22 protein-coding genes are annotated in these 24,572 nt (G+C 57.3%); 6 read left to right on the top strand and 16 right to left on the bottom strand.

All coding sequences use genetic code 11. The features are described from left to right. The 5 genes from N3G78_05230 to N3G78_05250 form a co-directional block, all read right to left on the bottom strand. Positions 1–644, bottom strand: a 644-nt coding sequence (locus N3G78_05230) for an AMP-binding protein (GenBank protein MCX8117319.1), incomplete at its 3' end; no start/stop codon positions are given. A gap of 53 nt (positions 645–697) precedes the next feature. Continuing rightward, complete coding sequence (locus N3G78_05235) at positions 698–1,999, bottom strand: TRAP transporter large permease (protein ID MCX8117320.1); 1,302 nt, start codon at positions 1,997–1,999, stop codon at positions 698–700. A 6-nt stretch (positions 2,000–2,005) separates the two neighbouring features. Then, positions 2,006–2,500, bottom strand: a complete 495-nt coding sequence (locus tag N3G78_05240) for a TRAP transporter small permease (GenBank protein MCX8117321.1) — start codon at positions 2,498–2,500, stop codon at positions 2,006–2,008. A gap of 85 nt (positions 2,501–2,585) precedes the next feature. Continuing rightward, on the bottom strand, positions 2,586–3,590 hold the full coding sequence (gene dctP, locus N3G78_05245; protein MCX8117322.1) for a TRAP transporter substrate-binding protein DctP: 1,005 nt from the start codon (positions 3,588–3,590) through the stop codon (positions 2,586–2,588). Between the two features lie 206 nt (positions 3,591–3,796). Then, positions 3,797–5,299, bottom strand: coding sequence for an AMP-binding protein (locus N3G78_05250; GenBank protein MCX8117323.1), 1,503 nt, complete (start codon positions 5,297–5,299; stop codon positions 3,797–3,799). 170 nt (positions 5,300–5,469) lie between these two features. On the opposite strand from N3G78_05250, the gene N3G78_05255 reads away from it, so the two are divergent. Then, positions 5,470–6,228, top strand: coding sequence for a FadR family transcriptional regulator (locus tag N3G78_05255; GenBank protein ID MCX8117324.1), 759 nt, complete (start codon positions 5,470–5,472; stop codon positions 6,226–6,228). On the opposite strand, the gene N3G78_05260 is transcribed toward N3G78_05255, so the two are convergent. From N3G78_05260 to N3G78_05310, 11 genes are all read right to left on the bottom strand, one after another. Next, complete coding sequence (locus N3G78_05260; GenBank protein MCX8117325.1) at positions 6,201–6,752, bottom strand: phosphatase PAP2 family protein; 552 nt, start codon at positions 6,750–6,752, stop codon at positions 6,201–6,203. The genes N3G78_05255 and N3G78_05260 overlap by 28 nt on opposite strands. A 38-nt stretch (positions 6,753–6,790) precedes the next feature. Further along, a complete protein-coding gene (locus N3G78_05265) occupies positions 6,791–7,441 on the bottom strand; it encodes an HAD family phosphatase (GenBank protein MCX8117326.1) in 651 nt (216 codons plus the stop codon). A gap of 98 nt (positions 7,442–7,539) precedes the next feature. Continuing rightward, complete coding sequence (locus N3G78_05270) at positions 7,540–7,962, bottom strand: VOC family protein (protein MCX8117327.1); 423 nt, start codon at positions 7,960–7,962, stop codon at positions 7,540–7,542. 54 nt (positions 7,963–8,016) lie between these two features. Continuing rightward, positions 8,017–9,279, bottom strand: a complete 1,263-nt coding sequence (locus N3G78_05275; protein ID MCX8117328.1) for an aminotransferase class III-fold pyridoxal phosphate-dependent enzyme — start codon at positions 9,277–9,279, stop codon at positions 8,017–8,019. 32 nt (positions 9,280–9,311) lie between these two features. Further along, entirely contained in the window at positions 9,312–10,454 is a 1,143-nt protein-coding gene (locus tag N3G78_05280; GenBank protein ID MCX8117329.1) for a saccharopine dehydrogenase NADP-binding domain-containing protein, read from the bottom strand. Between the two features lie 80 nt (positions 10,455–10,534). Next, positions 10,535–12,823, bottom strand: a complete 2,289-nt coding sequence (locus N3G78_05285; protein ID MCX8117330.1) for a xanthine dehydrogenase family protein molybdopterin-binding subunit — start codon at positions 12,821–12,823, stop codon at positions 10,535–10,537. Positions 12,824–12,826: 3 nt separating this feature from the next. Next, positions 12,827–13,297 (bottom strand): (2Fe-2S)-binding protein, encoded by a 471-nt coding sequence (locus N3G78_05290; GenBank protein MCX8117331.1) that lies wholly within the window; start codon positions 13,295–13,297, stop codon positions 12,827–12,829. A 10-nt stretch (positions 13,298–13,307) separates the two neighbouring features. Next, positions 13,308–14,282, bottom strand: coding sequence for an FAD binding domain-containing protein (locus N3G78_05295; protein MCX8117332.1), 975 nt, complete (start codon positions 14,280–14,282; stop codon positions 13,308–13,310). A 293-nt stretch (positions 14,283–14,575) separates the two neighbouring features. After that, positions 14,576–16,066 carry a ribonuclease G gene (rng, locus tag N3G78_05300; protein MCX8117333.1) on the bottom strand — a complete coding sequence of 497 codons (1,491 nt, stop codon included), beginning with the start codon at positions 16,064–16,066 and terminating at the stop codon, positions 14,576–14,578. A gap of 60 nt (positions 16,067–16,126) precedes the next feature. Continuing rightward, entirely contained in the window at positions 16,127–18,601 is a 2,475-nt protein-coding gene (locus N3G78_05305) for a TIGR03936 family radical SAM-associated protein (GenBank protein ID MCX8117334.1), read from the bottom strand. Between the two features lie 93 nt (positions 18,602–18,694). After that, positions 18,695–19,405 (bottom strand): DUF3047 domain-containing protein, encoded by a 711-nt coding sequence (locus N3G78_05310; GenBank protein MCX8117335.1) that lies wholly within the window; start codon positions 19,403–19,405, stop codon positions 18,695–18,697. Between the two features lie 122 nt (positions 19,406–19,527). Between N3G78_05310 and N3G78_05315 the strand changes: the two genes are divergently transcribed. The 5 genes from N3G78_05315 to N3G78_05335 all read left to right on the top strand — a co-directional run bounded on the left by N3G78_05315 (position 19,528) and on the right by N3G78_05335 (position 24,524). After that, positions 19,528–20,193 carry a CAP domain-containing protein gene (locus tag N3G78_05315; protein MCX8117336.1) on the top strand — a complete coding sequence of 222 codons (666 nt, stop codon included), beginning with the start codon at positions 19,528–19,530 and terminating at the stop codon, positions 20,191–20,193. Between the two features lie 58 nt (positions 20,194–20,251). Next, entirely contained in the window at positions 20,252–20,935 is a 684-nt protein-coding gene (locus N3G78_05320; GenBank protein MCX8117337.1) for an HAD family hydrolase, read from the top strand. After that, positions 20,932–21,807, top strand: a complete 876-nt coding sequence (locus N3G78_05325; protein MCX8117338.1) for a lytic murein transglycosylase — start codon at positions 20,932–20,934, stop codon at positions 21,805–21,807. The genes N3G78_05320 and N3G78_05325 overlap by 4 nt, the downstream gene beginning before the upstream one ends. A gap of 12 nt (positions 21,808–21,819) precedes the next feature. Next, the gene (locus N3G78_05330) at positions 21,820–23,070 is read left to right on the top strand and encodes a Tm-1-like ATP-binding domain-containing protein (GenBank protein ID MCX8117339.1); all 1,251 of its coding nucleotides are present in this window, start codon (positions 21,820–21,822) and stop codon (positions 23,068–23,070) included. Positions 23,071–23,474: 404 nt separating this feature from the next. Beyond that, a complete protein-coding gene (locus N3G78_05335) occupies positions 23,475–24,524 on the top strand; it encodes a deoxyhypusine synthase family protein (GenBank protein MCX8117340.1) in 1,050 nt (349 codons plus the stop codon). Positions 24,525–24,572 lie beyond the last annotated feature (48 nt).

A 24,572-nucleotide genomic window follows, 5' to 3' on the forward strand; every position in this document is an offset into this window, starting at 1 on the left:
TGTTTATCTTGATGCCTCAGGCCTGCGGTCAGGATCTTCGTCCTCGCCTCTTCGATCTTCTTATTGTGGGTGTAGAGGGCCCCTCGAGGGGTGCCGGTGGTGCCGCTCGTGTAAAAGATAATGAAGGGGTCGTTTTCATCCACATCGGTCTCCGGCTCCGTTTCCGTAAATCGGGCGAGAAGATCGTCGTAAAAGGTCATCTCCGGAACCTTCTCTTCAAGGGAGATGAACTGTCCGATATCGGGAAGGCGCTCTTTCAGGGAATTCACCAAGGGGATGAGTTCCTTTCCTACGAAGAGGATCTTGACCCCAGAATCGGTGATGACCTCAATGAGCTCCCCCGCCTGGAGCCTGGGGCTGAAGGGCACGGCGATGAATCCGCCTTTCATGGCCGCGCCGTTGATTTCCGTGACCTCGAGGCAATTCCAGGAGAGGAGGCCGATGCCATCGCCCTTCTTCAGCCCCATCGCTTGAAGGGCATGGACGAGCCGGTTCACCTTGGCATTGAAGGCCGAAAAGGTGACCCTTTTCGGACCGTAGACGAAGGCCTCTTTGTCCGGGTACAGAAGCGCATTCCGGTAAAGGACGTCGGCATAGGTGCCGATCTTATAACGGCATAATTCTTGGAGGAGCTTTTTGACCATCGGTTTCTCCCTCCTGAACGTTGGGGGGTTCGAATTCCTTGGAGGGACGATCTTCACTTGATCACAGCGGGCAGGAAGAGGGCGATCTGGGGAAAGGCCACCAGAAGGATCACGAAGGCCAGGATCGTCAGGCAGAAGGGAAAGATCCCCTTGAAGATGGTCTCCATGGGAACGTCTTTGGCCACGCCGGCGATGATGTAGACGTTCATCCCGATGGGCGGGGTGATCATGGCCATCTCCACCAGGAGGACGATCAGGATGCCGAACCAGATGGGATCGAAGCCGAGGTTTTTGACCACGGGGAAGAAGATGGGGACCGTCAAAAGGACCATGGCCATCGTATCGATGAAACAGCCGAGGATGATATAGAGGAGGATGATACAGCCCATCACCAGGACGGGATGGATGCCCAGCCCCACGATGTAATTGGCCAGCTCCATGGGGATCGTGCTCACCGCGAAGAAGGGGATGAGGATGAAGGCGCCGAGGGCGCAGAAGAAGATCATTCCTGTCGTTTTCACAGCATCCGTGACGCTATCCTTGAGCCCCTGCCAGTTGATTTTCTTTCTGATGAGAGATAAGACGATTGCACCAAAAGCGGCTATGGCTCCTGCTTCTGTAGGGGTAAACCATCCGATGATCAACCCACCGAGCACCAGCACGATCAGGATTAACATCTCTCCACATTCAGCGGCGGCACTCAATTTTTCTTTGAAGGTGGTCTTCTCTCCACGAGGGGCAATCGAGGGATTGAGCCGTACCCGACCGTAGACCATCGCCATGAACATGAGGCTCAGGATGATCCCGGGGACGATGCCCGCAGTGAAGAGCTTCACGATAGAGGTCTCGGTAAGAATCCCGTAGATGATCATGATGGTGCTGGGCGGGATGAGAAATCCCAGGGTTCCCCCTGCGGCGATGCAGCCCGTGGCCAGGCTCGTATCATATTTGTAACTTCGCATGGCGGGGATGGCCGAGGTCCCGATGGTTGCGGCCGTGGCGATGCTCGAGGCGCTCACTGCCGAGAAGATGCTGCAGGCTCCGAGGGCGGCGATGGCCAGGCCCCCGGGCAATCGGCCGAAGATACTATAGGCCAACCTGAAAAGGCTCTGCCCAAGACCTGCCCGGAACAGGACCGTCCCCATGAGGAGGAAGAGCGGAAGGACCAACCAGTCATAATTGGAGATCAGCCCATAGGAGACCGTTCCCAGGACATTGAAGGCCGCCTTAAGGGTCGTGAGGTAGGCGAACCCGAGAAAGCCCACCAACATCATGGCTGCGCCGATGGGGACTCCCAGCAGCAGGAGAAGGAGGATGACGATTATCCCTAAGATACCGCAGAGGAACGGGCTCATGGCGTTCTAATCAACCTCCTTCCTCAGTAAGGTCTTGAAGGTCTCCACCAGATGAAGGGCAAAATAGCCCAAGAGAAGGAGACATCCCAAAACCAAGATCACCCTGAAAGGCGCAGCTGGAAGGTGAAGAATAGGGGTTTTCGAACCCCGCTTGATGACAGCGTCGTAGGTATAAAGCAGCGCCCCCCATCCCAGAAGCATGACGGCCGCAGAGCTGATCAGGAGGGAGAAGATCATGAAGACCGACCGGGCTCGTTTGGGAAGCCTGTGGATCAGGATCTCGATAATGATGTGGGAACGCTCCGCCTGGGTGTAGCTTAACGCAAAGGAGATGAGAAAGATTCCCGCGAGGCTAATGATCTCCACGCCCCCATACAAAGGAGAGGCGAAGAAGAGTCGGCCGATGACGTGGACCACCGTGACCAACATCATCACGACAAGGGAGACGGAGGAGACGAAGAGGGGAATCTTTTTAAACGTAAACTTTGAGGGAGAAGCCATCGGTTAATCCTCGCCCAGATCAGGTAAGGGTTCGCCCCCTCCCCGGAATGGGGTCGGAGGCGAACCCGTCAGGAGGGGATTGCTCCTACTTCCTGATGCTGTTGATAAACTCCAGCACCTTGGTCGCCGGGTACCCCTTGGCATCCAGGGCTGCCGCATGTCTCCGGTTGCTTGCATCCACCTTGGCGAACCAGGCCGCTTCTTCCGCAGGAGCCAGCTTGATAAACTCCACCCCCTGGCCTTTCGCATAATTCACGGCAGAGGCATCGGCCGCATCGAAGGCCTTGATCGATTCGCTTCTTCCCCATTCGAGGCTGGCATCGATGATCTTCTGTAGGTCCGGCGGAATCTTCTTCCAGCTGTCCCAGTTCATCACCATGAACCAGTTGCTTGAACAGTACATCCCGAATTCCGTGACATACTTGATGGGGATCTTAAAAGATTCGATGGCTTCTTTAAAGACCAGACCGCCGTGGACCGTCCCCTTCTGGATGCCGATGACCATGTCCGCACTGGTCATGCTGACCGGGGTACCCCCCAATTCTTTCAACGCATCGGAGGCTTCGGGAACAGGGGATCTCAAGGAGAGCCCTTTGAGGTCGGCCATGACCCGGACCGGTTTGGTGGTGGCCACCACCGCTGGCCCGGAGGCATGGGTCCATAAGACCTTGACGCTCTCCCATTCCTTTCGGAATTCGGGAAACTTTTTCCAGACCTCCAAGGTGATCCGGGAGGCTGTGGTGGCATCCGGCAGGCCGGCCAAGAACATGGAGATCATTCCGGTCAGCTCGGCCCCTGCCCTGGCATACCGGTAGCTGGCGCCGATATCTGCCACACCCTTTTCGATCCCGTCATAGGTCACAAAGGGACCAATCAGGGTGCCTCCGGGAAAGATCCGGAAGGTCAAACGGCCCTTGCTCTCCTCCTCGATCTTCTTGGCCCAGGCCGTGATCTGCTTGTCGTACATCGAGCCTGCAGGGGCCATATGGCTGATTCGGAGCTCCAGGGCGTCTGCCGTTTTCAGATAACCGCCAGAGAGGAGGGCGACTAAAAGTAGAGCAGCGAAGATTCCTAAGGTGCTTTTATTCATCCTTTCCACCTCCTTTGTGGTCTTTGGTGCCGATCGTTGGGTGTAAATCCTCTTTGGAAGAACATCGTGGCCAATCCTTGGGTTTTCGAACCATTCCGTTATTTCGTTGTCGAGGGTGCATCACCTCCTTAAAAGATCGTTTGCTTCGAGCTATGATACCCCTTGGGAGGAGATCGAGGTCTCAAGCCCGGAGTAGAGATGAATCCTCATCTCTTTTCGAGAAATTGCCTCTTCAACTCCCTTTTCAGAATCTTTCCCGCCGGGCTTTTCGGCATCTCTTGAACCAGGATGTATTCCTTCGGGACTTTAAAAGGAGAGAGGCGAGATTTCAAGAAGAGTTTGAGCTCATCGGGTGAAACGGTCTGCCCAGGTTTGGGGACGATAAAGGCGGTCACCCGCTCGCCCCATTCTTTATCCGGCAAGCCCACCACAGCGCACTCCTGAATCTCAGGGCGAGTGTAGAGCACCTCTTCAACCTCTCGCGGATAGACGTTCTCCCCTCCCGTGATGATCATATCCTTGAGACGATCGACAATATACAAATAGCCATTTTCATCGAAGAGGCCGATATCGCCCGATCGGAGCCATCCCCCCTCCCAAAAGGCGGCGAGGTTCCCCTCCGGATTGTTCAGGTAGCCTTTCATCACAATGGGCCCACGGAAACAGATCTCGCCCTCGCGTCCTCGCTCCACCAAATGACCTTCGGTGTCGCGGATCTGGACTTCAACCCCATGGATCGGCTGTCCCACCGAACCCACGACATGCCAGTCGGGGTAATAATGATTGTAGGTCACGGGCATCCCTTCGGTCATGCCATAAGATTCGCAGATTTTGATTCCCGTCCGTTCTTTCCACTGTTTGACGATCTCCCTGGGGAGAGAAGCGGCGGCAGAGAAGCAGTATCGAAGTCTGCCCAATTTTTCGCTCAGGTCGCTCACGCCGAGGAGGCGGACATAGACGGTGGGCACGGCAAAGAATTTGGTGACCCGACCGGCGGCCATCAGCTCAAGGGTCCTTCCAAGATCGAAGGAGGGAAGGATTTCCAAACACCCCCCGGAAAGGATGGTGGCGTTCATAATATGGATTTGACCGAAGACGTGGTTGAAGGGCATGAAACATAGGGCCCGGTCGTTTTCGGTATTGCGCTCGAAGTGGGCGATGCTGAAACTGGAGAAGCCGATCCCTTCATGGGTGAGCATGGCCCCTTTCGGGGTGCCCGTTGTCCCTCCCGTATAGAGGATGGCGGCCGTATCCGTCCGGTCTCGGTCGATGGCTTTGAAGTCCGAAGAACCCGATTCCGTCAACCGGGACAAAGAGAGGTCTCCATTGGGTGAAACGATCTTTTCCAACCCGATGGTCTCTCTTAATCTATAAAGTTCATCCAGTTTCTCGTCGTAGGTGAATAGGATTTTTGGTCTCGAATGGCCTACCAAAAGGGAGAGTTCGTTTCCTCTTAGAAGGCTCGAATAGGTGATGGCGACCGCGCCAGCCTTTAATACCCCGAAATAGACCGCGATCCAATCGGTCGAATTGGGGAAGAGAAGGCCAACGAAATCCCCAGGTTTAACCCCCATTTTCAAAAGGGCTGTTGCGATTCTATTGGCCCTCTCATTGAGCTGTTTATAGGTGATGGTTTGATCATTTTCACATACGGCGGGCCTTTCCGGAAAGAAGAAGGCAGATCTTTCGAGGTTGGAGGCAAGGTTCATTTAACTCCTCTCATGGCTAAACCTCATAGTATTTTAACCCATTGAATTTATAAAATATTTTTTTAATTTCGAGGCGCCCTCCGAAAGAATGGTCTAATATTTATATCATTTTTAAATATTTGTCAATATTATTTTGCAAAAAGTTCCCATTTGTAGTATGATTGCTACCAATGACAGCCAAATTTAACCCTGTTAAACAGTCAAGGGTTTCAGAAGGGGTGATCAACCAGATCAAAAATTCCATCCTTCTCGGCCAGTTCAAGGCGGGCGAACGGTTGCCCTCGGAAAGGGAGCTTGCCGAGGAGTTCAGGGTGAGCCGGATGGCGATCCGGGAGGCCCTCCGAGCCCTGGAGTTATCGGGTTTCATCGAGACCCGACAGGGAATCAATGGCGGAGCCTTTGTAACGGATCTCACCTTTGAACACCTGGGCAATGCCTTTCTCGACCTCTTCTTGGCCGACAAGATCTCCATCCCCGAGATGTTACAGGTTCGCCTCCTCATCGAACCGGAGGTCGCCCGGCTTGCCACCCAGAACATCAATCCGACCTCAATTCAGAGATTGAGAGAGGCCCTTGAGCTGGAAGAACTCCCTCCCACCTCCTTACTTCACGATGTCGAGATCAAACAGAACTTCCATTTCATCCTGGCCGAGATGGCGGGCAACCGGTTCTTCGAGGCCATCGTAAGGTCCCTCTTGAAGTTGACCAAAAATTTGGTCTTGGGAGTGGATGTGGGGCCCCGTTTCATTCACCCTGCAGGGATGCATCGAAAGGTGGCAGAGGCCGTTTTTTCAGGAAATCCTGAAGAGGCTTATGAGGCGATGAGGCGACACACCCTCGAATTCGGTGAAAAACTGATCGAATTGGAGAAGACCTATCGACAGAGGAAGGCCCTTCTCTCCTACGAAGGCCCGTTCTCCGATCGATAAATCTCCTTCCCCTTTCTTTTTAGATAATAAAAGAGCCCCTTCGAAATTCCGTAACCCAGCAAGACTCCGGCCAGGATATCGGTAGGGTAATGGAGCCCCAGATAGAGGCGGCTCCATGCGATGAATCCCGCCAAGATATAAAAAACGATCGCGTATCGAGGATACCTCTGGGAAAAGAAGGCCGCCATCATAAAGCCTAAAGCGGAATGGGCACTGGGAAAACTGGGGTCGAGGATCTCTCCTGGACCGAAGGATAGTTTCGAACCGATCTCTGGCAGGAAATGAAGGGGCCTCTGGCGCTGGACGAGAAACTTCAGACCATAGATCACGACCAACTGGATCCCATAAAGGGAGAGGAGATGGGGAAAGGCCTTTCTCTGTCTGGGGAGGACCAGGCTGAGCCCCAGAAGGGCGATGACGGCAAGATGGCTCCCGAGATGGGTGAGCCAAGGAAGGAGATGATCGAGTAGCGGGCTGCTCCACCACCCGTTGGCCCAACGCATGAATTGCAATTCCCAATCCATCTCGACGTGTCTGGGTCAATCCTCCGTGAAGGTTTGGGTTAAACGGGAAGTTTGGGAATCACATCGGCCAGGTTCTCGCTCCGAACGGAGACGCTGGCGATCTTTTCAAGGTCGGGACAGGAAGGGTTAAAGGCCACCGAAAAGCCAACCCTCTGAAACATCTCCAGGTCGCCGTGGCTGTCACCGATGGCAAGGGCCTCTTCGGGAGGGAGATTGAACCGGGTGAGGATCCTCCCCACCCACTCCGCCTTCTGGTCATAGTGGACCCGGATGTTCACCTTTCCGTTTAAGACCCCATCTTCCAAAAGGAGCTCGTTGGCAACGGAAAAGTCAAAACCGAATCGTTGATGGACCCAGTCGGAGAGAAGGGATAGGCCGGAGGAGATGATGGAAAGTTTCAACCCTTTTGTCTTCAGATAGGAGATCAATTCTTCAGCCCCAGGGTAGAAAGGAACGGTTTGGATGATCCGCCTCAACTCATCCACCCTCATCCCTCTCCAGACCTCGGCATCGCGTTCGCAAAATTCCTGGTAGGAGATCTTTCCCGCCAAAAACTGCCTCTGATACTCCTCGGCCTGGCCATGCCACTTCCCCAGGCGGACATGGATATATTCCCAGATGGATCGTTCCTTCGTAAGCGTCCCATCCAGATCGAAGATGGCTAACCTGTAGGTGCCACTTTTTCCCATGGCAAAAGGGTCATTCAGGGGTTGCCTTCCCAAGGCCGGGGCCCTTGGGGAGAAGAAAAAAGGCCCCCTTTTTGGAGGGTAAGGAATCGGCGGTCTTCCTACCCTTTTTTCCACTCGTCCCAGGGATAGTCGATCAGCTCCAGGAGCACGCCGTTCACCGTTTTGGGATGGATGAACGTATATTTGCAGTTCCGAAAGGTCCTCATCCCTCCGACAAATTGGTAGCCTTTTGCCTTCAACTCCTCGGTCGCCTCTTCGGTGTTGTCGACATTGAGGCTGAGGACCATCATCCCCTCGCCCTTTTTTTCGATGTACTTCGTCACCTCGCCATCCGGTGTGGTCGATTCCATCAGTTCGAAACCGACCTCCCCGATCCAGTATCGGGCCACCCTGATCTTTTCCGTCTCGTCAATATAGGAGTCGTCGGGCCCGGACTTTCCGAGGATAGGCTCCCAGATCTTTCGGGCCGCCTCAAGGTCTTTGACGGCAATGCAGATGTGATCTATCTTGTTGACTTTCATCGGAGGCCTCGTCCTTTCCCCTCGAAGGTTGTTTTCCCTGTGATTTCCGACCGATCAAAAGCTGACTTTAAATTTTTGGCTCAGATAAGCGAGGGACTCGTCAATCGCATCGGCCACGAAGTCGAGGTCCTGATCGGTATGACGGTAACAGATGTATCCGTGATGATGGGGGGCGAAGAAGATTCCCCTCCGGATGAGCTGGGTGTAGAAGGTCTCCCTTCTGGCCCGATGGGTCTCGGCCTTGTCCCGCTTGAAGGTGATGAAGAACATCGGCGCCACCCCGCTCAATTCGGCTCCGACCTCATACTTGTCGACGATGGTCTGGAGCTTTTTTAAAAAACGTCCTCCCCTCTCCCAGATCTTATCAAGGACCTTGTCCCGCTCGAGGATCTCGATCGTCTTGAGGGCGGCGATGAACCCGTCGCTGTTCGGGAAGAAGGTGGAGGAGATGAAGAGCTTCTGGGCCGCCGCCATCATGACCTCGGCCTTTCCGGTCACGACGCTGATCGCATATCCGTTGGCCATCCCCTTTCCGAGGACGGCCAGATCTGGGGTCACGCCGTAAAGCTGCTGGGCCCCTCCGAGACGAAGCCTGAAGCCCGTCCGGATCTCGTCGAAGATCAGGACCGCGCCATATTTCGTGGCCAGCGCCCTCACCCCTTCGAGGAAGCCGGGCTTGGGTTCCTCCATCTTCTGGTGGAGGGGATGGCCGAAAGGGGTCAGGATGATGGCCGCGGTCTGATCGCCGTGCTGTTTCATCAGGTCCTCGAGCTGATCGAGATCGTTATATCGGAACTCATAGACGTCCTCGTATAACTTCGGGGGGATCCCGCCTTTCATCTCGACACACCAGTCGTGCCAACCGTGATAACCACACCGGATCACCTTGATCCGGTTGGTGTGGGCCCGGGCGATCCGGATGCTGGCCGTGGTGGCATCGGAGCCGGTCTTCAAAAAGATGGACATCTCGGAGCAGGGGACGATCTGGCTCAGCTTCTTCGCCAGTTCGTTCTGGTATCTCTGGGTGAGGGTGAAGCAGAACCCCTTCTCCCGGATCTGTCGGATCACCGCTTCGTCCACCTCTTCCTCCCGGTAGCCCAGGATGATCGGCCCGTAGCCGCAGAGAAAGTCGATGTACTCGTTGCCGTCCACATCGATCAGACGGCAGCCCTTGCCGTATTCGAGGAAGATGGGATATTCGCCCTCGATGAAGTCGCTCGGTTTGCGGGCGCCGAGGACCCCGCCCGGCACCAATGTTTTGGCCTCCTCAAAGAGTTCCAGACTTCGACGGATATTCAACCTTTCCACGTTCTTCATCGGTGTCGTCTCCTTGCAAGCTCATGATTGGGTTAAAGGGAGAGGATCGACCGGATCGTCTCGGTCAGGTGGATTTTTGCCCCTCTCTGAATCATCGCCGATAGAAACTTCTTTGGATCGATACAGCCTTCCGGGGCGACGACCCCTTTTACGGTCACATCGCCTGCGGCCATCATCAGGGCGGCAATCGAGGCGGGAAGTCCGGTTCCCGGCGCCATTCGGCCCGCCATATCAGCGGTATAGGTCACCCCTTTCCCCTGCCGCTCGCCCTTGACGATCACCTTCAGGCCCGAGGATTGGGGCCCCCGATCTCGGTTCTGGGGGATGGTGCCCCAGAGCTGAAGGGTGAGGTCGTAGGGGGCGACCTTGGCGCCCTTGACCTCGATCGGTTCCTTGCTCAGAAAGCCCGTATCCCTCTGCTCCTTGATCAGGTCGTCGACCCAGGCTGGGATGAGGGCGCCTTTGATCACCACGTTCTTGACCCCTGGGAGGTAGCGAGGGATGGTGAGGGGCTGGGGATGGCCCACATACCGGACCTTGCAGACCCCGAGGGGCTCGAGGAACTCGGCCATCTCCTCTCCCGTTCCCCCTTCCACGTAAACGAGTTTCCCATCGAGATACTGGGGGATCTGTCCGAGGGTCATGTGGAGGCTGTGATCCCAGGCCGCTCCCGAGAGCTCCGCAATGCTGACGACCCAGAAGAGGGCGATGTCCTCCACCCGGTCGAGTTGTTCGGCGAAGTATTTGACGAGGACGTTGTTCGTTCCGGGGTCGGAGCCCATCCCCGTGAGAACGGTGATCCCCGCGGCCCTGGCCGCTTGGTCGATCTCGGAGGAGAAGAGGATCTCCGTGGCCTCGTAATCATCGCAGATATCGATGTAGTTGACCTTGGCTTCGACCGCCGCGCGGGCCACGGCGACCGCCGTCTTATAGAAAGGGCCGGCACAGTTGATGACCACGTCGGCCTCTCGGATGGCCTCCACCATGCCCCGAGGGTCATTCACATCGATCCTTTTGAGCTGGACCTTATCGCTGGTGCGGAGTTTCTCCTGCACCCGGCCGGGATCGACATTGATGTCCCCCAAAATCACTTGTTTCACCTTGTCCTGCTTGACGAGGTCACGGGCCACTCCCTGACCCATGCCTCCTGTGCCACCGACCACCAATGCCTTCATGCTGAGGTCCTCCGTCTGGGGTTTTGTTCTATGGGTTGAGCGGGATCCTTCCTCGCAGGGCTTCTCCTACTCCATTCCCCTCATTTGTCTCCGACCCCCTTCTTTTTCTCCTCGATCGCTTTCAAGATCTTGTCGGGCGTGATGGGAAATTCGTGGAAGTAATAACCGACCGCATTGGAGATGGCGCCGCAGTAGGCCTGGGCCGCGCTCATCGCCACCGACATCCCGGCCTCCTTGGCGCCGTAGGGGCCATTGGGATCGATCGTCTCGACGATGATATTGTTGATCTTCGGCATGTCGATCGCGAGGGGCAGAAGATAGCCGAGCTGGGTCGGGTTCAAGACCCTTCCTTCATGCCACTGGAGGAACTCCGTGAGCATGCCGCCCTGTCCTCCCATGGCCACACCGCCCTCGAACTGTCCCTCGATCAGCTTCGGATTGAGGGCATAGCCGACATCCTGAGAGGCCGTCACCTCCAGGACCTCCACCTGGCCCGTTTCGGGGTCGACCTTGACCTCGCAGATGACCGTGCCGAAGGAGAAGGTCTCCGAGAGCTGACCGTAGGGATTTTTGACCCACTCCCGCTTCCAGTCCACCTTGGGCCAGTAGGACCCAGATCCGCTCACCGACTCGTTTCGGGAAAGGGCCATCCGCACCGCCTTGTCGATGCCGATGGATTGTTCGGGATTTCGGGTGACGAAGATCTTTCGGTCCTTCGCGCTCAGCTCCTCCTCGGCCACCCCGAGCTCTTCGGCGACGATTTTGAAGAGTTTCTTCTTCACGTCCTGGGCGGCCAGGCGCACGGCATTTCCTCCGATGAAGGTCTCGCACATCGAGTACGACCCGGGATCGCTGGGCGTGACCTCGGTATCGGCATTGATGAGCTGGATGTCGTCCGGGGTGAGGCCCAGCTCTTCGGCGACGATCTGGACCACCATGTGGTCGTTGCCCTGACCGTTGTCCACGATCCCGGTGATCACGGTGGCGCCGCCGTCCTCGTTCAGCTTGATGAAGGCCTGGGAGCCTCCCCGGATGCCCATCGGAAATCCGGTCTGGACGGAGTTGCAGCCGATGCCGATGCCGTGATAAGGGGGCAGTTTCCCGAACTTCTCGGACCAGCGGGCCTTCTCGGCAGATCGCAGGATCGTCTCCGTGAGGCCGCAGCTCGATACATAGGAGCGGGTCGGCGTCATGTCGCCCGCCTGCCGGGCGTTTCGGAGTCTCATCGTCACCGGATCGATCCCCAGCTGCTCGCCGAGCATATCGAGCTGGAGATCGACGCCGCAGGCAAAGGCCCTCCCATGGGTTCGGAACATGCCCCGGATCGGTTTGTTCGTCAGGATCCGGTAGCCATTGTACCGGACGTTCTCCATGCGGTAGGCCTGCTCCATGCAGAGGAAGGGGACCGAGGTGGCGATCGGACCCGTAGAGCTATAGGCCCCTCCATCCATGTAGCAGGTGATGTCGCGGGCGATCACCCTCCCTTCCCGGTCCACGCCGGTTTTGATCCGGGTGATCATGGAGTGGGCCTGTCTCGTGCAGACCGTGTTCTCCTCCCGGGAATAGACGATCTTGACAGGCCTCTGGGATTTCTTCGCCAGCAGGGCGCAGATCACGTCGGCCGGGGAGATCTCGGAGCGGCCTCCGAAGGCGCCGCCGATCGTGATCTTGCGGACCCTCACCTTGTTGAGGGGCATTTTGAGGACGTTGGAGAGGGGTTTGGCCTTCAGATGGGGACCTGCATTGGGCATCCAGATCTCGAGGTTGCCCGCATGGTCGAACTGGGCCACCACCGCATAGGGTTCCCCTTGGAAGTAGGAATCCTCCGGTGCGGTGAAGGTGTCTTCCCTGACGAGATAGGAACGGGCAAAGCCTTTCTCCACATCGCCCACATTGATGTGGACGTGGATGTTGATGTTGTTGGGATAGAGATCGTGGAGCTGGGGCGCGCCAGGGGCCATGGCCTCCTCGATGGTGAAGACCGCGGGGAGCACCTCATAGGTGACCTCGATGAGCGAGAGCGCCTCAAGGGCGGTATCCTCGTCGATCGCAGCCACGGCCGCCACCTCTTCACCCACATACCGGACCTTGTCCGTCGGGAGGAACTGTTGATCCTGGGTATATTTGAAGACCCCCCACTTCTCGCCGGTCGTGTCCTTTGCGGTGACGACCGCTTTGACCCCGGGCAGCCTTTCGGCCTTCGAGGTGTCGATCGATACGATCCTGGCATGGGCATGGGGAGATCGGAGGATCTTGCCCACCAACATCCTCGGGAGGGAGAGGTCCGCTGTAAAATGGGCCTCGCCCGTCGCCTTGGAGGTGGCGTCGATCCGCTTCATATCCTTGCCGATGTAAGAGAATCGCTCCATAACCTACCTCCCTGAACCGGCCAGAGACCGGATGGCCTCCACGATCTTCGCATAACCGGTGCATCGGCAGATGTTTCCGGAGATGGCCCGCCGGATCTCGGGTTCGCTCGGGTTTGGGTTCTCCATCAAGAGGGCATAGGCCGTGAGGATCATCCCCGGGGTGCAGAAGCCGCACTGGATCGCATGATGACGGACGAAGGCCTCCTGGACGGGGTGGAGTTGCTCGCCCTCGCGCAGCCCCTCGATCGTGGTGATCTCCCTCCCTTGGACGGTGGCTGCAAGGGTGAGGCAGGACCGCACGGGGATGCCATCGAGAAGGACGGTGCAGGAGCCGCATACCCCTTCTCCGCAGCCCTCCTTGGTTCCAGTGAGGTGGAGGTCGTTTCGAAGGACGTCGAGGAGGGTCCGGTGGGAAGCAATGAGGAGATCGTAGACCTCGTGATTGACCGTGAGGCGAATGGGCACCTTTTTCATCTCAACCATGTCACGCCACCCCTTTCATTCTGGCAAGGGCCTCTTTCATGGCCCGTTTCGCCAGCACCCCGGCCATCTTTTTTCGGTAGGAACCGGGCATCTGGAGATTGTCGATGGCCTCGGCAAGGTCCGAGGCCCTCTGGGCCAGAGCTTCGAAATCGACCTCCCCGGAGAGGTCGTCCATCCGTTTCGGAGCGGCTCCCACGGCTCCGAGGACGAGGCAACAACGGTTCCTCTCCCCCTCAGGCGTGGCCGAGACAAAGGCTGCAACGGAAACCAAGGGGTAATCGATGCTTCCTCGGAGGCGAAGCTTCTGGTAGGCGGAGCCGAAGGGGCCTTCGGGCAGGGGGAGGATGATCTTCGTCAGCACTTCGTCCGGTTGGAGACGAAAAGGGGTTAGGCCATTGCCGGTGAAGAGGTCGGCCACGGGGATCGTGCGGCTCGAACCCCTCTTTTCGAGAACGCATCGGGCCTCAAAGGCGATAAGGGCCGGGGCCAAATCGCCCTGATAGACACTGAAGCAGCGTTTGCTCCCTTTGACCGCGAGGCAGGCGCTCCCCCCCCTTTTGTGGCAAGATTCGAGGCCGTTGAGGACCAAGGGCGACTGATTGTAGTAGAGACAACGGGTGTTCTGAAGGAGGTTTCCTCCGGTCGTCCCCATGTTTTGGAGCGTCGGGGAGGCCACCTGGTAAGCGGCCTCCGCAAGGGCTCGAAAACCCCCCTCCAAGACGGAGGATTTAACGATCTCCCTCAATTTGGTGGCCGCGCCAACGATGATCTCGCGCCCCCTCACCTCGATCCCCTCGAGTTCCCGGATTTTTCCGAGGCTGATGACGGTCTCAGGGTTGGCCAGCCCCAATCTCACCCGGTTCAAGAGATCGGTCCCTCCTGCCAGGAGCTGGGCCTTCTCCTTTCGGGCTTCGAGTAGGGTGAGGACTTCTTGGAGGCTTTCGGGCTCCAGGAGTTGAAAGGGCGGAAGTCTCATGGGATCCTCCCGGTAAGGGTTGGTATCGTCCCCCCCCTTTATAGGAGAGGGGTTGGGCTTTGTCAAGGAAAGGCCCTTGGCGTCTTCGGCCACCACTGCTGACCGGTGGCCCTCCTTCGGATTCGAAGAGGGACCTCTTCATCAAGAAGGGGAATGGCGCTCGCCCTCCGCGTTAATGTGTATACTGTATACAGAAGAGGCGGCCTTTGTCAAGGCGAAGATCGATCCCTCCAGGGGATGAACAAAGGTGGGGGTTGGAGGAAACCCTCGGGGCCGGAGCGGGTCGGAGTTCCTCAGACCTCGATGATGTTGAATTGCTCCTGGTGGAAACCGGGTTTGGCCTTGATGACGATCTTTTTCTTCAGCTTCTTCTCAAGCTCCTCGACCCTCGCCCGCTCTTCCTCGTAGAGGAGATCGGCCACGTCCGGGTTCGCCTCGACCACGATGCTATGGCCACCCCAGGCCGAGGCCGTCCTCTCGATTTCTCGGAAGATATCGTAACAGACCGTCACCTTCGACTTGACGTACCCCGATCCTTCACAGTAAGGGCAGGGCTCTCCGAGCACCCTCAGGAGGCTCTCCCGAGTCCGTTTCCGGGTCATCTCCACCAGTCCCAGTTCCGAGATCTTGAAGATGGTGGTCTTCTGACGGTCCTTCTTGATGGCCTCCTCCAGGGCCTGATAGACCCTCTCCTTGTCGCCTTCCCGTTCCATATCGATGAAGTCGATGATGATGATCCCTCCGATGTTGCGGACCCTCAGCTGATAGGCGATCTCCTTGGCGGCCTCGAGGTTCGTCTTCAGGATGGTGTCGGCGAGATTCCTCTTCCCCACATACCGGCCCGTGTTGACGTCGATGGAGACCATGGCCTCGGTTTGGTCGATGACGATGTAGCCGCCGGATTTGAGCCAGACCTTTCGCCCGAGGAGCTTGTCGATCTCCATCTCGATACCGTAGGCATCGAAGATGGGTTCCTTCTCATTGTAGAGAAGGATTTCATACCGCTGTTTGGGCATATAGGTTTGGATGAAGGAGAGGATGTTTTCGTACTCCTCTTTGGAGTCGATGACGATCCGGCTGATCTGGGGAGAGAGGAGATCCCGGATCATCCTCAGGATCAGGGTCAGGTCGCTGTGAAGGAGGGCCGGAGCCGAGGTCATCTCCTTCTTTCTCTGGATGTTGCCCCAGAGTTGGAGGAGGAACTCCATGTCGTTTCGGATCTCCTCGGGCTCGGCTCCCTCGCTGGCGGTGCGAACGATGATCCCGCCGGAAGGGGGTTTGATCGATTGGGCGATCTCCCGCAATCGCCTCCGTTCCTTTTCATCCCGAATCCTTCTCGAGACCCCGATATGGTCCACCGTGGGCATATAGACGAGATACCGTCCCGGAAGGGTGATGTAGGAGGTGATCCGGGTCCCTTTGGTGCCGATGGGTTCTTTGGAGACCTGGACTAAAATCTCCTGGCCCTCGAAGAGCAGGTCCTGGATCTGCGTGGAAGGGTTGATGGAGTTGGCCATCTCAAGTCCCAAAAAGGCCATCTCATCAAACTCATCCACTCCGGCATAGACGTCAGCGACGTAGAGGAAGGCTGCCCTTTCGAGTCCGATGTCGACAAAGGCGGCCTGCATCCCGGGTAGGACTTTGACGACCTTCCCTTTATAGATATTTCCGATGATGCCCCGATCCCGGGTCCGTTCGATATGGAGTTCTGCAAGGACACGATCTTCGAGGAGGGCCACCCTCGTCTCCTGCGGGGTCACATTGATGATGAGTTCGTTGGCCATTGGGGACTCCTGGGTCGGCCTTAAGGCCCTGGGGTTCGAATCCCAAGGGGACCCGCCCGGTCATTCGATCTTCACGATCCGGGATCGGGCAAGGGCCTCCCCTTTTACATCCAAGAGGGCTTCGAGGGCTTCCGCGGGCTTGGCCATTCTCCCCCCATGGCTCCGGAGGACCAGCTCGATGACGATGCCCTCCTCCCGTTTCTCCGTTCCGGGGTTCTCCTTCACCTCTACCCGTTCGATCATGGGCAAAAGATCGATCCTCCGCTCCCTTTCCTTTCTCTCCTGAAGGATGAGGAGTTCCTGTTTCTGCAAGGCCCTGCTCAGCCTCGATCGGGCCTCTTCGGCCGTCAGGAGAGAATTCAGGGTGATTTCGTAGACGGTTCGTTGGGGCCCGAGGGAAGCAGGAGGGGTCGGGAAGAGGACCTCCCTGGCCTCAAGGATTTCGATGCCCTCGGGAAGGTGGGGGTTGAGCCTTTCCATCAACTCCTTGGCCGCGATCCTTCCCTCCAGCTCGATCTCCACCCATTCTCTCAGGCTCTCGACGCCTACTGGAAGGGCTTTTTCGAAGACGATCCTGGGCATCGGATGGTATCCCTCGGAAAAGCAGAGGGCGAGGCCGGCCCGTCTGGCAGACCGGTAAAAGAGGGTGGCCAGTTCCAGATGGCTGATGAAACGGCTCTCCCCCTTTTTCGTAAAGGCCAAGCGGAATTTCGTCCGAAGCCCCTTCCTTCGGATCTCCCTCCGTCCCTCCCTTTTCAAAGGTTCGATGGGAAGGGAGGGTGCCTCCCGGAGGAGGATCTCCTTTCCGTCACAGAGGCCACAGCGGTGGCAGGGCTTCCCCTGGCAGGGAGGGCTTACCTCTTCCCGCAACGCCCTCTGATACTCCGTCCAGAGGAATTCCATCGGGATCCCCGTATCGATGAAGGACCATGGTAGCGTTTCTTCCCTTTCTTTTTTTCGGGTGTAGGCGGTCATCTCGATCCCGGCCTTCTCAAAGGCCTTCTCCCAGAGGTCGAACCTGAACTGATCGCTCCAGCCATCGAAACGGCATCCCAACCGGTGGGCCTCGACCAGAACCTTGGAGAGTTTCCGGTCTCCCCTGGAGAAGACCCCTTCGAGGTGACTGAGCCTTGGGTCTTGCCATTTGAGACGGAGGTGTTTCTTCTTGAGGCTCTCCTTTAAATAACGGAGCTTCGCATGAATCTCTGGGAGGGGAAGGAGCGACTCCCACTGGAAGGGGGTATGGGGCTTGGGGACGAAGGTGGAGACGCTGACGCTGATCTGGGGAGAGACCTTCCTCCCTTCCCCCCGGCTGTAAATCCTTTGAGAAAGATCGAGGATGGCTCGAAGGTCTTCCTCCCTCTCTGTGGGGAGGCCGATCATGAAGTAGAGTTTGAGGTTCTTCCATCCCAGGCCAAAGAGCTCTTCGATCCCGCGGAAAAGGACGGTTTCATCCAGCTCTTTATTGATCACCCTCCGGAGCCGTTCGGTGGCCGCCTCGGGGGCGATGGTGAAACCGGTCTTTCGAACCCGTTTGACTTCCTCTGCGAGGCGGCCGACGATGCTCTCGATTCTCAAGGATGGAAAGGAGAGGGCCACCCGCTCGGCCTCGAGCCGGTCCATCAGATTCGATAGGAGAGAGGGCATCAAGGAGTAGTCTCCTGCGCTGAGGGAAAGGAGGGAGACCTCTTCATAACCCGTCCCTTTCAAGCCAGCCCGAAGGAGCTTCAGAATCTCCTGCGGGTCCCTCTCCCGATAAGGGCGATAGATGAAGCCCGCCTCACAGAATCGACATCCCCGTTTGCACCCCCGGGCGATCTCCACGCAGAGCCTGTCATGAACCACCCGCATATAGGGGACGATGGGAGAGGTGGGAAAGGGAGCGAGGTTGAGGTCGGGGACGATCCGTTTTTGGACCTTTTCCTCTCCGGAGAGGCTCGGCACATAAACCCCTTTGACCTTCGAGAGGGCCTTCAGAAGGTCCTCCTTTTTCCCCCCCGCCTCTTTCCATGTCAGAACGAGATCGCAGATCTCGAGGCTCACCTCTTCGCCGTCACCGATGACGACGGCATCGAGAAAGTCGGCCACGGGCTCGGGATTGAAGACCGTCGGTCCTCCGGCGATGACGAGGGGGAAACGCTCATCCCGATCCTTTGAATAGAAGGGGATGCCCGAGAGGTCGAGGATGTTGAGGAGGTTGGTGAAGCAGAGCTCATATTGGAGGGAGAACCCCAGGATGTCGAATTGGCGGAGAGGGAGGGAAGACTCCAAGGAGGTCAAGGGCGCCTCCTTCTGCCTCAGGATTCGTTCCATGTCGGTCCAGGGGGCGAAGACCCTTTCGCAGGCGATCTCTTTTCTCGTGTTGAGGACGTGATAGAGAATCTGGAGGCCGAGGTGGGACATGCCCACTTCATAGACATCGGGGAAGGCGAGGCAGAACCTCAATTTCACTTCGGAGGGGTCTTTTTGGATGGCGTTGATCTCCCGGCCGAGATATCGGACCGGCTTCGAGACGAGAGGCAGAAACGTTTTCACCGGTATCCATCCCAAATGCAACCTTGAGGCGGAAGAAGGCTTCCCCTTTGAATTTTGGGATCGTTTTTAAGATACGATATCTTGCCCCCCCTGTCAATTTGGAGGAGGCCCCGTTGCCTCTTGGCGTTTGGGGGAGAGGGTTCTTCTTCTCAACCTCGGCTCTGCATAGAAGGCCGTGACCATTTCGTTGCTCTGGTCGGTATCGGTCTGAAGCCCGATCGCGAGGAGCGGGGGAGGTTCGGATCCAAAGGCGGTCTTAAAATCTTTTTGGATGTCTCGCTGATGATAAACCCATTGCCCGACCCTGGCTTCTCCTGATTCAACGACCATCACCTTGCGGTGCTTCTCTGCGGGGTGGTCGAAGAGGTGTCCTTTGGGGAGATGGGCGGCCCATATATATTCGATCTTCAGACCCGAGGGTTCCCCGATTCCAAACCTTCTGAAAGGCCTCTCCCTTCCAAAGATGAGGATCACCCGGGCCGCGGCGTCGTGGCGGTCTTTCCTCGTTTCGATCGCAGAGCGGACGACATTGGAGACCTTCCAACCCCAGGACAGGAGGGGAAGGTGTCTTTCCTTCTCGCCAACCTCCTTGAAGAGGGAGGAACGACTTCCAACGCTTTCCGCCTTGATGATCCCTTTTTCTGCGGGGGCGTACCGTGTGGGAGGGACGCCAAAATACTTCACCTCCCACCAGCCTTTGACCGGAGAGGGAGGCTCTTTGAGCTCCTCCTCCGGCGCACCGAAGAAGGGGATCTGGGCCAAGGAGAGGAGGAGCCCCAGAAGGACCCACAGGCCTCGGATCATATTCTTTATATACCATATAAGATCCCCATCGAAAAACCTTTTTGACAGCTCCTCTTTGGTCGTCTATAATTTTTTCATCCTTCTCGATCGAAGAAGGCGAGGCGAGAGGGCCCCTTCCGACGATGAGAGAGCGGCTGGACGCCATGGTTATCGGTCTCTGTCTCCTTCTCCTCTGCCCCTTTATGGGTTACGCTGAGGAGGGCGTCACGAAAGGGATCTGTTTCAGAGCGCTTGAGGAAGATCTGTTCCGGGAACTCAATCGGGTTCGTTCGGCTCCCAAGACGTATGCCTTTCACCTCAAAGAGATGAGGCCTTTTTATCATGGAAAGGAGCTCAGACGTCCAGGCCAAACGCCTCTTCTGACCCAAGAGGGGGTTAACGCGTTGATCGAAGCCATTCATTTTATGGAACGGGCCTCCCCTGTGCCGACGTTAAGGTGGTCGACGGGCCTCTCCAGGGGGGCCAAAGATCATGTGGAGGAACAGGGAAGGACGGCAGCGGTGGGTCACGGGACCGCTGAAGGAAGCCGGCCCCATGAAAGGATCGCTCGTTACGGGGTCTGGCAGAAGAAGATGGGGGAGAATATCGCCTACGGGTGCCGTGGGGGGCAAGAGGCCATCGTGACCTTCCTCATCGACGACGGTGTTCCGGGCCGAACCCATCGAAGGATCCTCCTGGATCGAGATTTCCGTGCCGTGGGAATTGCCTGCGGCCCTCATCCGGTTTACGAAACGGTCTGCGTCCTGATCTTTGCGGCAGAATATCACGAAAAGGGGGACGAGCCCTAAGGAGGTCTGCTCGGTTGAAAAGGGGAGGAGGGAAGGGTTACCCTTGGGGCAGGCGGTGATGGGTGATCTGAAAATTTCGGGGGTCGAGGCCGTCCTCTTCGACTTCGAGGGGACGCTGGTGGACCATCAATGGAGACGAAAGGAGGCGGTCGAGGAGGTCCTGAAGGGCCTGCTTCAGCTCGGTCTTCCGGTGGAAGGGCTCCGAGGGAGGAAGTATGCCCTTCTGAAACACGAGGCCATCAATCTTGCAAGGGCTTTGGGTCGAAATCCCGATGAGGCAGGCCAGCTGGTCGATGCGGTCTTCGACCGGTTTGACGAAGATGCGCTTCTGAGATGGAACCTCAGACCGATGGCCAAGGAGTTTCTCTCCCTCTTGAGGAGGCATCAGATCCGGACCGGCCTGGTGACGAACTTGGGGTCCAAAGCCCTGAGGAAGGGCCTCCAGAAGCTGGCTCTCGATCCCCTCTTCGATACCTTGGTGAGCCGGGATGATGTTGACCACCCGAAACCGAACGGGGAAGGGATTCGCCTCGCCCTCGGACGCCTCGAGGTCGAAAAGGAGAAGGCCTTTTACATCGGAGACAGCCTCGATGACCTCCAGGCCTCGAAGGAGGCCGGGGTGCGGGTGGTGATCATCGTGGGGGGTGAGAGCGCATCTTCGGAGATCCTTTCTCAAGGCCCCGACATGGTGATCGAGGATTATGGGGAGCTGATCGGCCTTTTCGAGAGGGAGAGACGTTGAGACTTCTCTGCTTCATCCTTGTGCTCCTTTTAGCAGGGGGCGGGGCAATGCCGTCTGGACATGCCGAGGGCCTTCCCTCCCTCCCTCTCCATTACCGAGGCCTCGTGGAACGGCTGATCCAAGACGGCCTGGAGAAGGAATTTTTGATCCCCCTCTTTCTCGATCCCCGGGCCGAACCCATTCCGAACCGGCTGACCATCTCCCTGATGACCCGAGAGGTCCCGGAACTCTATTCCAAATTCCTGAGCTTCGAATCGATCCTCCTCGCCAAGAATTTTCTTCGGGAAAATCGCCGCGTACTCCTGGAGATGGAGAGGACCTTCGACGTGGAGAAGGAGATCGCTGTGGCCATCCTCCTGGTCGAGTCCAGGTTCGGGGAGAATATCGGACGACACCGGGTCATCCCCACGCTGGCCTCTCTGGCGATCCTCAACTCGGAGGAGAATCTCCTCCGAAACTTTTCGATCCTATGGCCGGAGAACCCGGAGGTGCCCTTCAGCTGGATCGAACACCTTGCCAGCCGGAGGGCCAACTGGGCCTATAAGGAATTGAAACATTTCCTGCAGATCGTCCGTTCCGAGGAGCTGGATCCTCTCGAGGTATATGGGTCGATTGCCGGCGCCCTGGGCCTGCCCCAGTTCATCCCCTCCAGTTATCTCGCCTACGCCGTCAAACGAAAGGGTTTTAAAGAGTGGTTGTATGACGTCGAATTGGCCATCTTCAGCATCGGCAATTTCCTGAAGTCTCACGGGTGGAGACGAGGGCTCTCGGAGGCCCAGCAGAGAAAGCTCCTCTGGCATTACAACCGCAGCGAGCCCTATGGGGAGACGATCGTCGAGATCGCCCGCAGGCTGAAGAAGGGACCCGATTAGGGTTAAGGCTTCATGAAACCATCTCTCCTCATCATCGCCACCCTCGACACCAAAGGCCGGGAGGTGGCCTATGTGCGGGATTGTGTTCGGGAGAAGGGGATCGAGACCCTCCTGATGGATGTCGGGACGCTGGGCCCTCCCTTGGTTTCGCCAGATCTTTCCTGCGAAGAAGTCGTCCGAGCTGCGGGATATCTCCTCGAGGAGATCAGGGGCAGGAAGGATCGCTCCTTGGCGATCCGGGCGGTCCAGGAGGGTGGGGCCCTCCTGGCCAAACGCCTCTACGAGGAGGGAAAGGTGCAGGGTCTCTTCGGACTGGGAGGCGGGACAGGAACGGCCATCGTCACCCATATCATGCGGGCCCTGCCCTTCGGCCTTCCCAAGCTGGTTCTTTCAACCGTGGTCTCACGGGATGTCCGAGAATATGTCGGAACGAAGGATATCGTCATGTTCCATTCCGTCGCCGACCTCCTCGGCATGAACGAATTTATGCGCCACCTCCTAGGCCAGGCTGCCTATGCCATCCAGGGAATGATGGAGAGGGGAAGTGCCATCCCGAAAGGGAAACCGATGGTGGCCGTGACCGCTTATGGGATCAACTCCCTCTGCGCTCTCCATGCCGAGCCCCTGCTCCAGGAGAGAGGGTATGAGATGATCGCCTTTCATGCCAATGGGTGCGGGGGGATGGCCATGGAGGAACTCATCGCCCAGGGCCTGATCCAGGGGGTCCTCGATTTCACCCTTCACGAGATCGCGGACGAGATGTTCGGAGGATATTGCCGGGGGATCGGACCGGATCGGCTCGAGACCGCGGGCCGGCTGGGCATCCCACAGGTGGTCGTCCCAGGAGGCCTGGACAACGCCGTCTTCAGCCCTTTCTATCCGATGCCGGAGCGCTTGAAGGGAAGGAAGATCCATCCCCACGATATCCGTTTTTGTGTCCGTTTGGGTCCGGAAGAGATGGTCGAGTTCGCCAGGGTCATCGGAGGAAAATTGAAGAGGGCAAAAGGTCCGACCTATGTCTTGATTCCGAAGAAGGGCTGGTCCGAGGCGGACAAACCCGGCATGGAGCTTTTCGATCCGGAGACCGACCGGGTCTTTGTCGAGAAGCTGAGGGAGATCGTCGGCTCCTCCATCCCCATCGAAGAGATGGAGGCCCACATCAGTGACCCCGCCTTTGCCCAGCGGGCCGTCGAACTTCTGGACGGGATGATCCGGGGGCCCCGAGGCTTTGAACTCCTTGGAAAGGAGATCGACGGCCAATAGAAGGAACGTTTTTTTCTGTTAAAAAAAAGGCCCTTTTTTTCAAGGGCCTTTGCCTTCCCCCCGAGGGGGTCCCGATTCATCGAAGGCTCAGCGGTTTCGAAGACCTTCGGGTCTTCCTGAGGCAGGATTTCAAACCCTCCCGTTTCGTCCTCTATGGGCGAAGGGCTTGAGGGCTTCCTCCCTTCTTGGGAGGCCGCCCGCAAACGAGCTTAGCAGGAAGCCTTGCATTTGCAGGTCGTGGACGCTTTCTTGGGGATCTTCTTGATGGTCATCTTCCTCACCTCCTTTCTATGAATTAAGGGTAGCACAACTCCCGTTCTAAGGCAAATGTTATTGTTTTTCCTTGACATCTCTTCTTCGATTTGTTAATTTCCGCAACGATCCTATCTCGAAGGGACGCGACGATGAGGGCGAAGGAGAAGGCCGCCTTTCTTCATCATCCGGTTCATCCCATCGATGTGACCAAGACCCGGAACCTCTACGATCTGGTTCGGGCCTTTGAGCACACCTCCTTTCAGAGCCGGAACCTCTTCAAATGTTTCGAGGTCTTTCGAAAGATGCTGGCCGATCCCTCCTGCGTCATCTTCTTGGGATTGTCCGGGGCCATGATCCCGGGTGGGATGAGAAAGGTGATCCGCGACATGATCGCCCTGAGACTGGTCGATGTCTTGGTCTCCACGGGAGCCAATATCTTCCACGATCTCTTCGAGAGCTTCGGTTACCGCCACTACGTGGGCACTCCGGAGGGAGACGATGATGCCCTTCGAAAACACCGGATCGTCCGGGTCTACGACGCCCTGATGGACGATCAAGAGATCAACCGGGTTATCCAGCTTCTCTCAAAGGTGCCCCGGGCCTTGGGAGAGGATGTCGTCTCCTCGAGAAGATATCTGGAGGCCTTAGGGAACCAACTCAAAGACGAGGCGTCGATCTTGAGAACCGCGGCCCGGTGCGGGGTTCCCGTTTTCGTGCCCGCCCTCAGTGACAGTTCCATCGGCATCGGGTTGACCTTCCTCCATGCCAGGAAGCGGAATCCCGCCGAAGGATTGATCATCGACCAGATCCGGGACAGCTTCGAGATCGCCCAGCTGAAGCAGAAGGCCAAGACGACGGGCGCGATTTACATCGGCGGTGGGGTCCCCAAGAATTACATCCAGCAACTGGGTCCTGTGAGCGAGCTCCTCTTCGAAAGGGAGAGCGGCCATCGATTTGCCTTTCAGGTGACGACCGACGATCCCAAATGGGGAGGCCTTTCCGGATGCACCTTCGAGGAGGCCAAGTCCTGGGGAAAGATCGAGAAGAATTCGGCCTATGCAGCCGTCTATATGGATGCGACGGTGGCCCTCCCCCTTCTGGTAGGCGCCATCCTTCAAGAGGGAAAGGTTTACAAAAAGAGGAAACGGAGGAAATTTCTCTGGGAGGGAGACCGCCTCAAATCGATCCTCTTCGTTTAACCTCCTCTCGATTGCCTTTGAAGGGACTCTCCCTTTCCCAAAAAAACC

It is taken from the genome of Thermodesulfobacteriota bacterium, from assembly GCA_026415035.1.
In the GTDB taxonomy this organism is placed as follows: Bacteria; Desulfobacterota; BSN033; order BSN033; family UBA1163; genus RBG-16-49-23.

What these genes read in the sequence shown, in the direction of transcription:
- rng (MCX8117333.1), bottom strand. Translation starts at nt 16,066, where the DNA reads ATGGCCAACGAACTCATCATCAATGTGACCCCGCAGGAGACGAGGGTG.
- N3G78_05290 (MCX8117331.1), bottom strand. Translation starts at nt 13,297, where the DNA reads ATGAAAAAGGTGCCCATTCGCCTCACGGTCAATCACGAGGTCTACGAT.
- N3G78_05295 (MCX8117332.1), bottom strand. Translation starts at nt 14,282, where the DNA reads ATGAGACTTCCGCCCTTTCAACTCCTGGAGCCCGAAAGCCTCCAAGAA.
- dctP (MCX8117322.1), bottom strand. Translation starts at nt 3,590, where the DNA reads ATGAATAAAAGCACCTTAGGAATCTTCGCTGCTCTACTTTTAGTCGCC.
- N3G78_05265 (MCX8117326.1), bottom strand. Translation starts at nt 7,441, where the DNA reads ATGGGAAAAAGTGGCACCTACAGGTTAGCCATCTTCGATCTGGATGGG.
- N3G78_05335 (MCX8117340.1), top strand. Translation starts at nt 23,475, where the DNA reads ATGAGGGCGAAGGAGAAGGCCGCCTTTCTTCATCATCCGGTTCATCCC.
- N3G78_05330 (MCX8117339.1), top strand. Translation starts at nt 21,820, where the DNA reads ATGAAACCATCTCTCCTCATCATCGCCACCCTCGACACCAAAGGCCGG.
- N3G78_05235 (MCX8117320.1), bottom strand. Translation starts at nt 1,999, where the DNA reads ATGAGCCCGTTCCTCTGCGGTATCTTAGGGATAATCGTCATCCTCCTT.
- N3G78_05310 (MCX8117335.1), bottom strand. Translation starts at nt 19,405, where the DNA reads ATGATCCGAGGCCTGTGGGTCCTTCTGGGGCTCCTCCTCTCCTTGGCC.
- N3G78_05285 (MCX8117330.1), bottom strand. Translation starts at nt 12,823, where the DNA reads ATGGAGCGATTCTCTTACATCGGCAAGGATATGAAGCGGATCGACGCC.
- N3G78_05280 (MCX8117329.1), bottom strand. Translation starts at nt 10,454, where the DNA reads ATGAAGGCATTGGTGGTCGGTGGCACAGGAGGCATGGGTCAGGGAGTG.
- N3G78_05270 (MCX8117327.1), bottom strand. Translation starts at nt 7,962, where the DNA reads ATGAAAGTCAACAAGATAGATCACATCTGCATTGCCGTCAAAGACCTT.
- N3G78_05315 (MCX8117336.1), top strand. Translation starts at nt 19,528, where the DNA reads ATGAGAGAGCGGCTGGACGCCATGGTTATCGGTCTCTGTCTCCTTCTC.
- N3G78_05240 (MCX8117321.1), bottom strand. Translation starts at nt 2,500, where the DNA reads ATGGCTTCTCCCTCAAAGTTTACGTTTAAAAAGATTCCCCTCTTCGTC.
- N3G78_05275 (MCX8117328.1), bottom strand. Translation starts at nt 9,279, where the DNA reads ATGAAGAACGTGGAAAGGTTGAATATCCGTCGAAGTCTGGAACTCTTT.
- N3G78_05260 (MCX8117325.1), bottom strand. Translation starts at nt 6,752, where the DNA reads ATGGATTGGGAATTGCAATTCATGCGTTGGGCCAACGGGTGGTGGAGC.
- N3G78_05250 (MCX8117323.1), bottom strand. Translation starts at nt 5,299, where the DNA reads ATGAACCTTGCCTCCAACCTCGAAAGATCTGCCTTCTTCTTTCCGGAA.
- N3G78_05320 (MCX8117337.1), top strand. Translation starts at nt 20,252, where the DNA reads ATGGGTGATCTGAAAATTTCGGGGGTCGAGGCCGTCCTCTTCGACTTC.
- N3G78_05255 (MCX8117324.1), top strand. Translation starts at nt 5,470, where the DNA reads ATGACAGCCAAATTTAACCCTGTTAAACAGTCAAGGGTTTCAGAAGGG.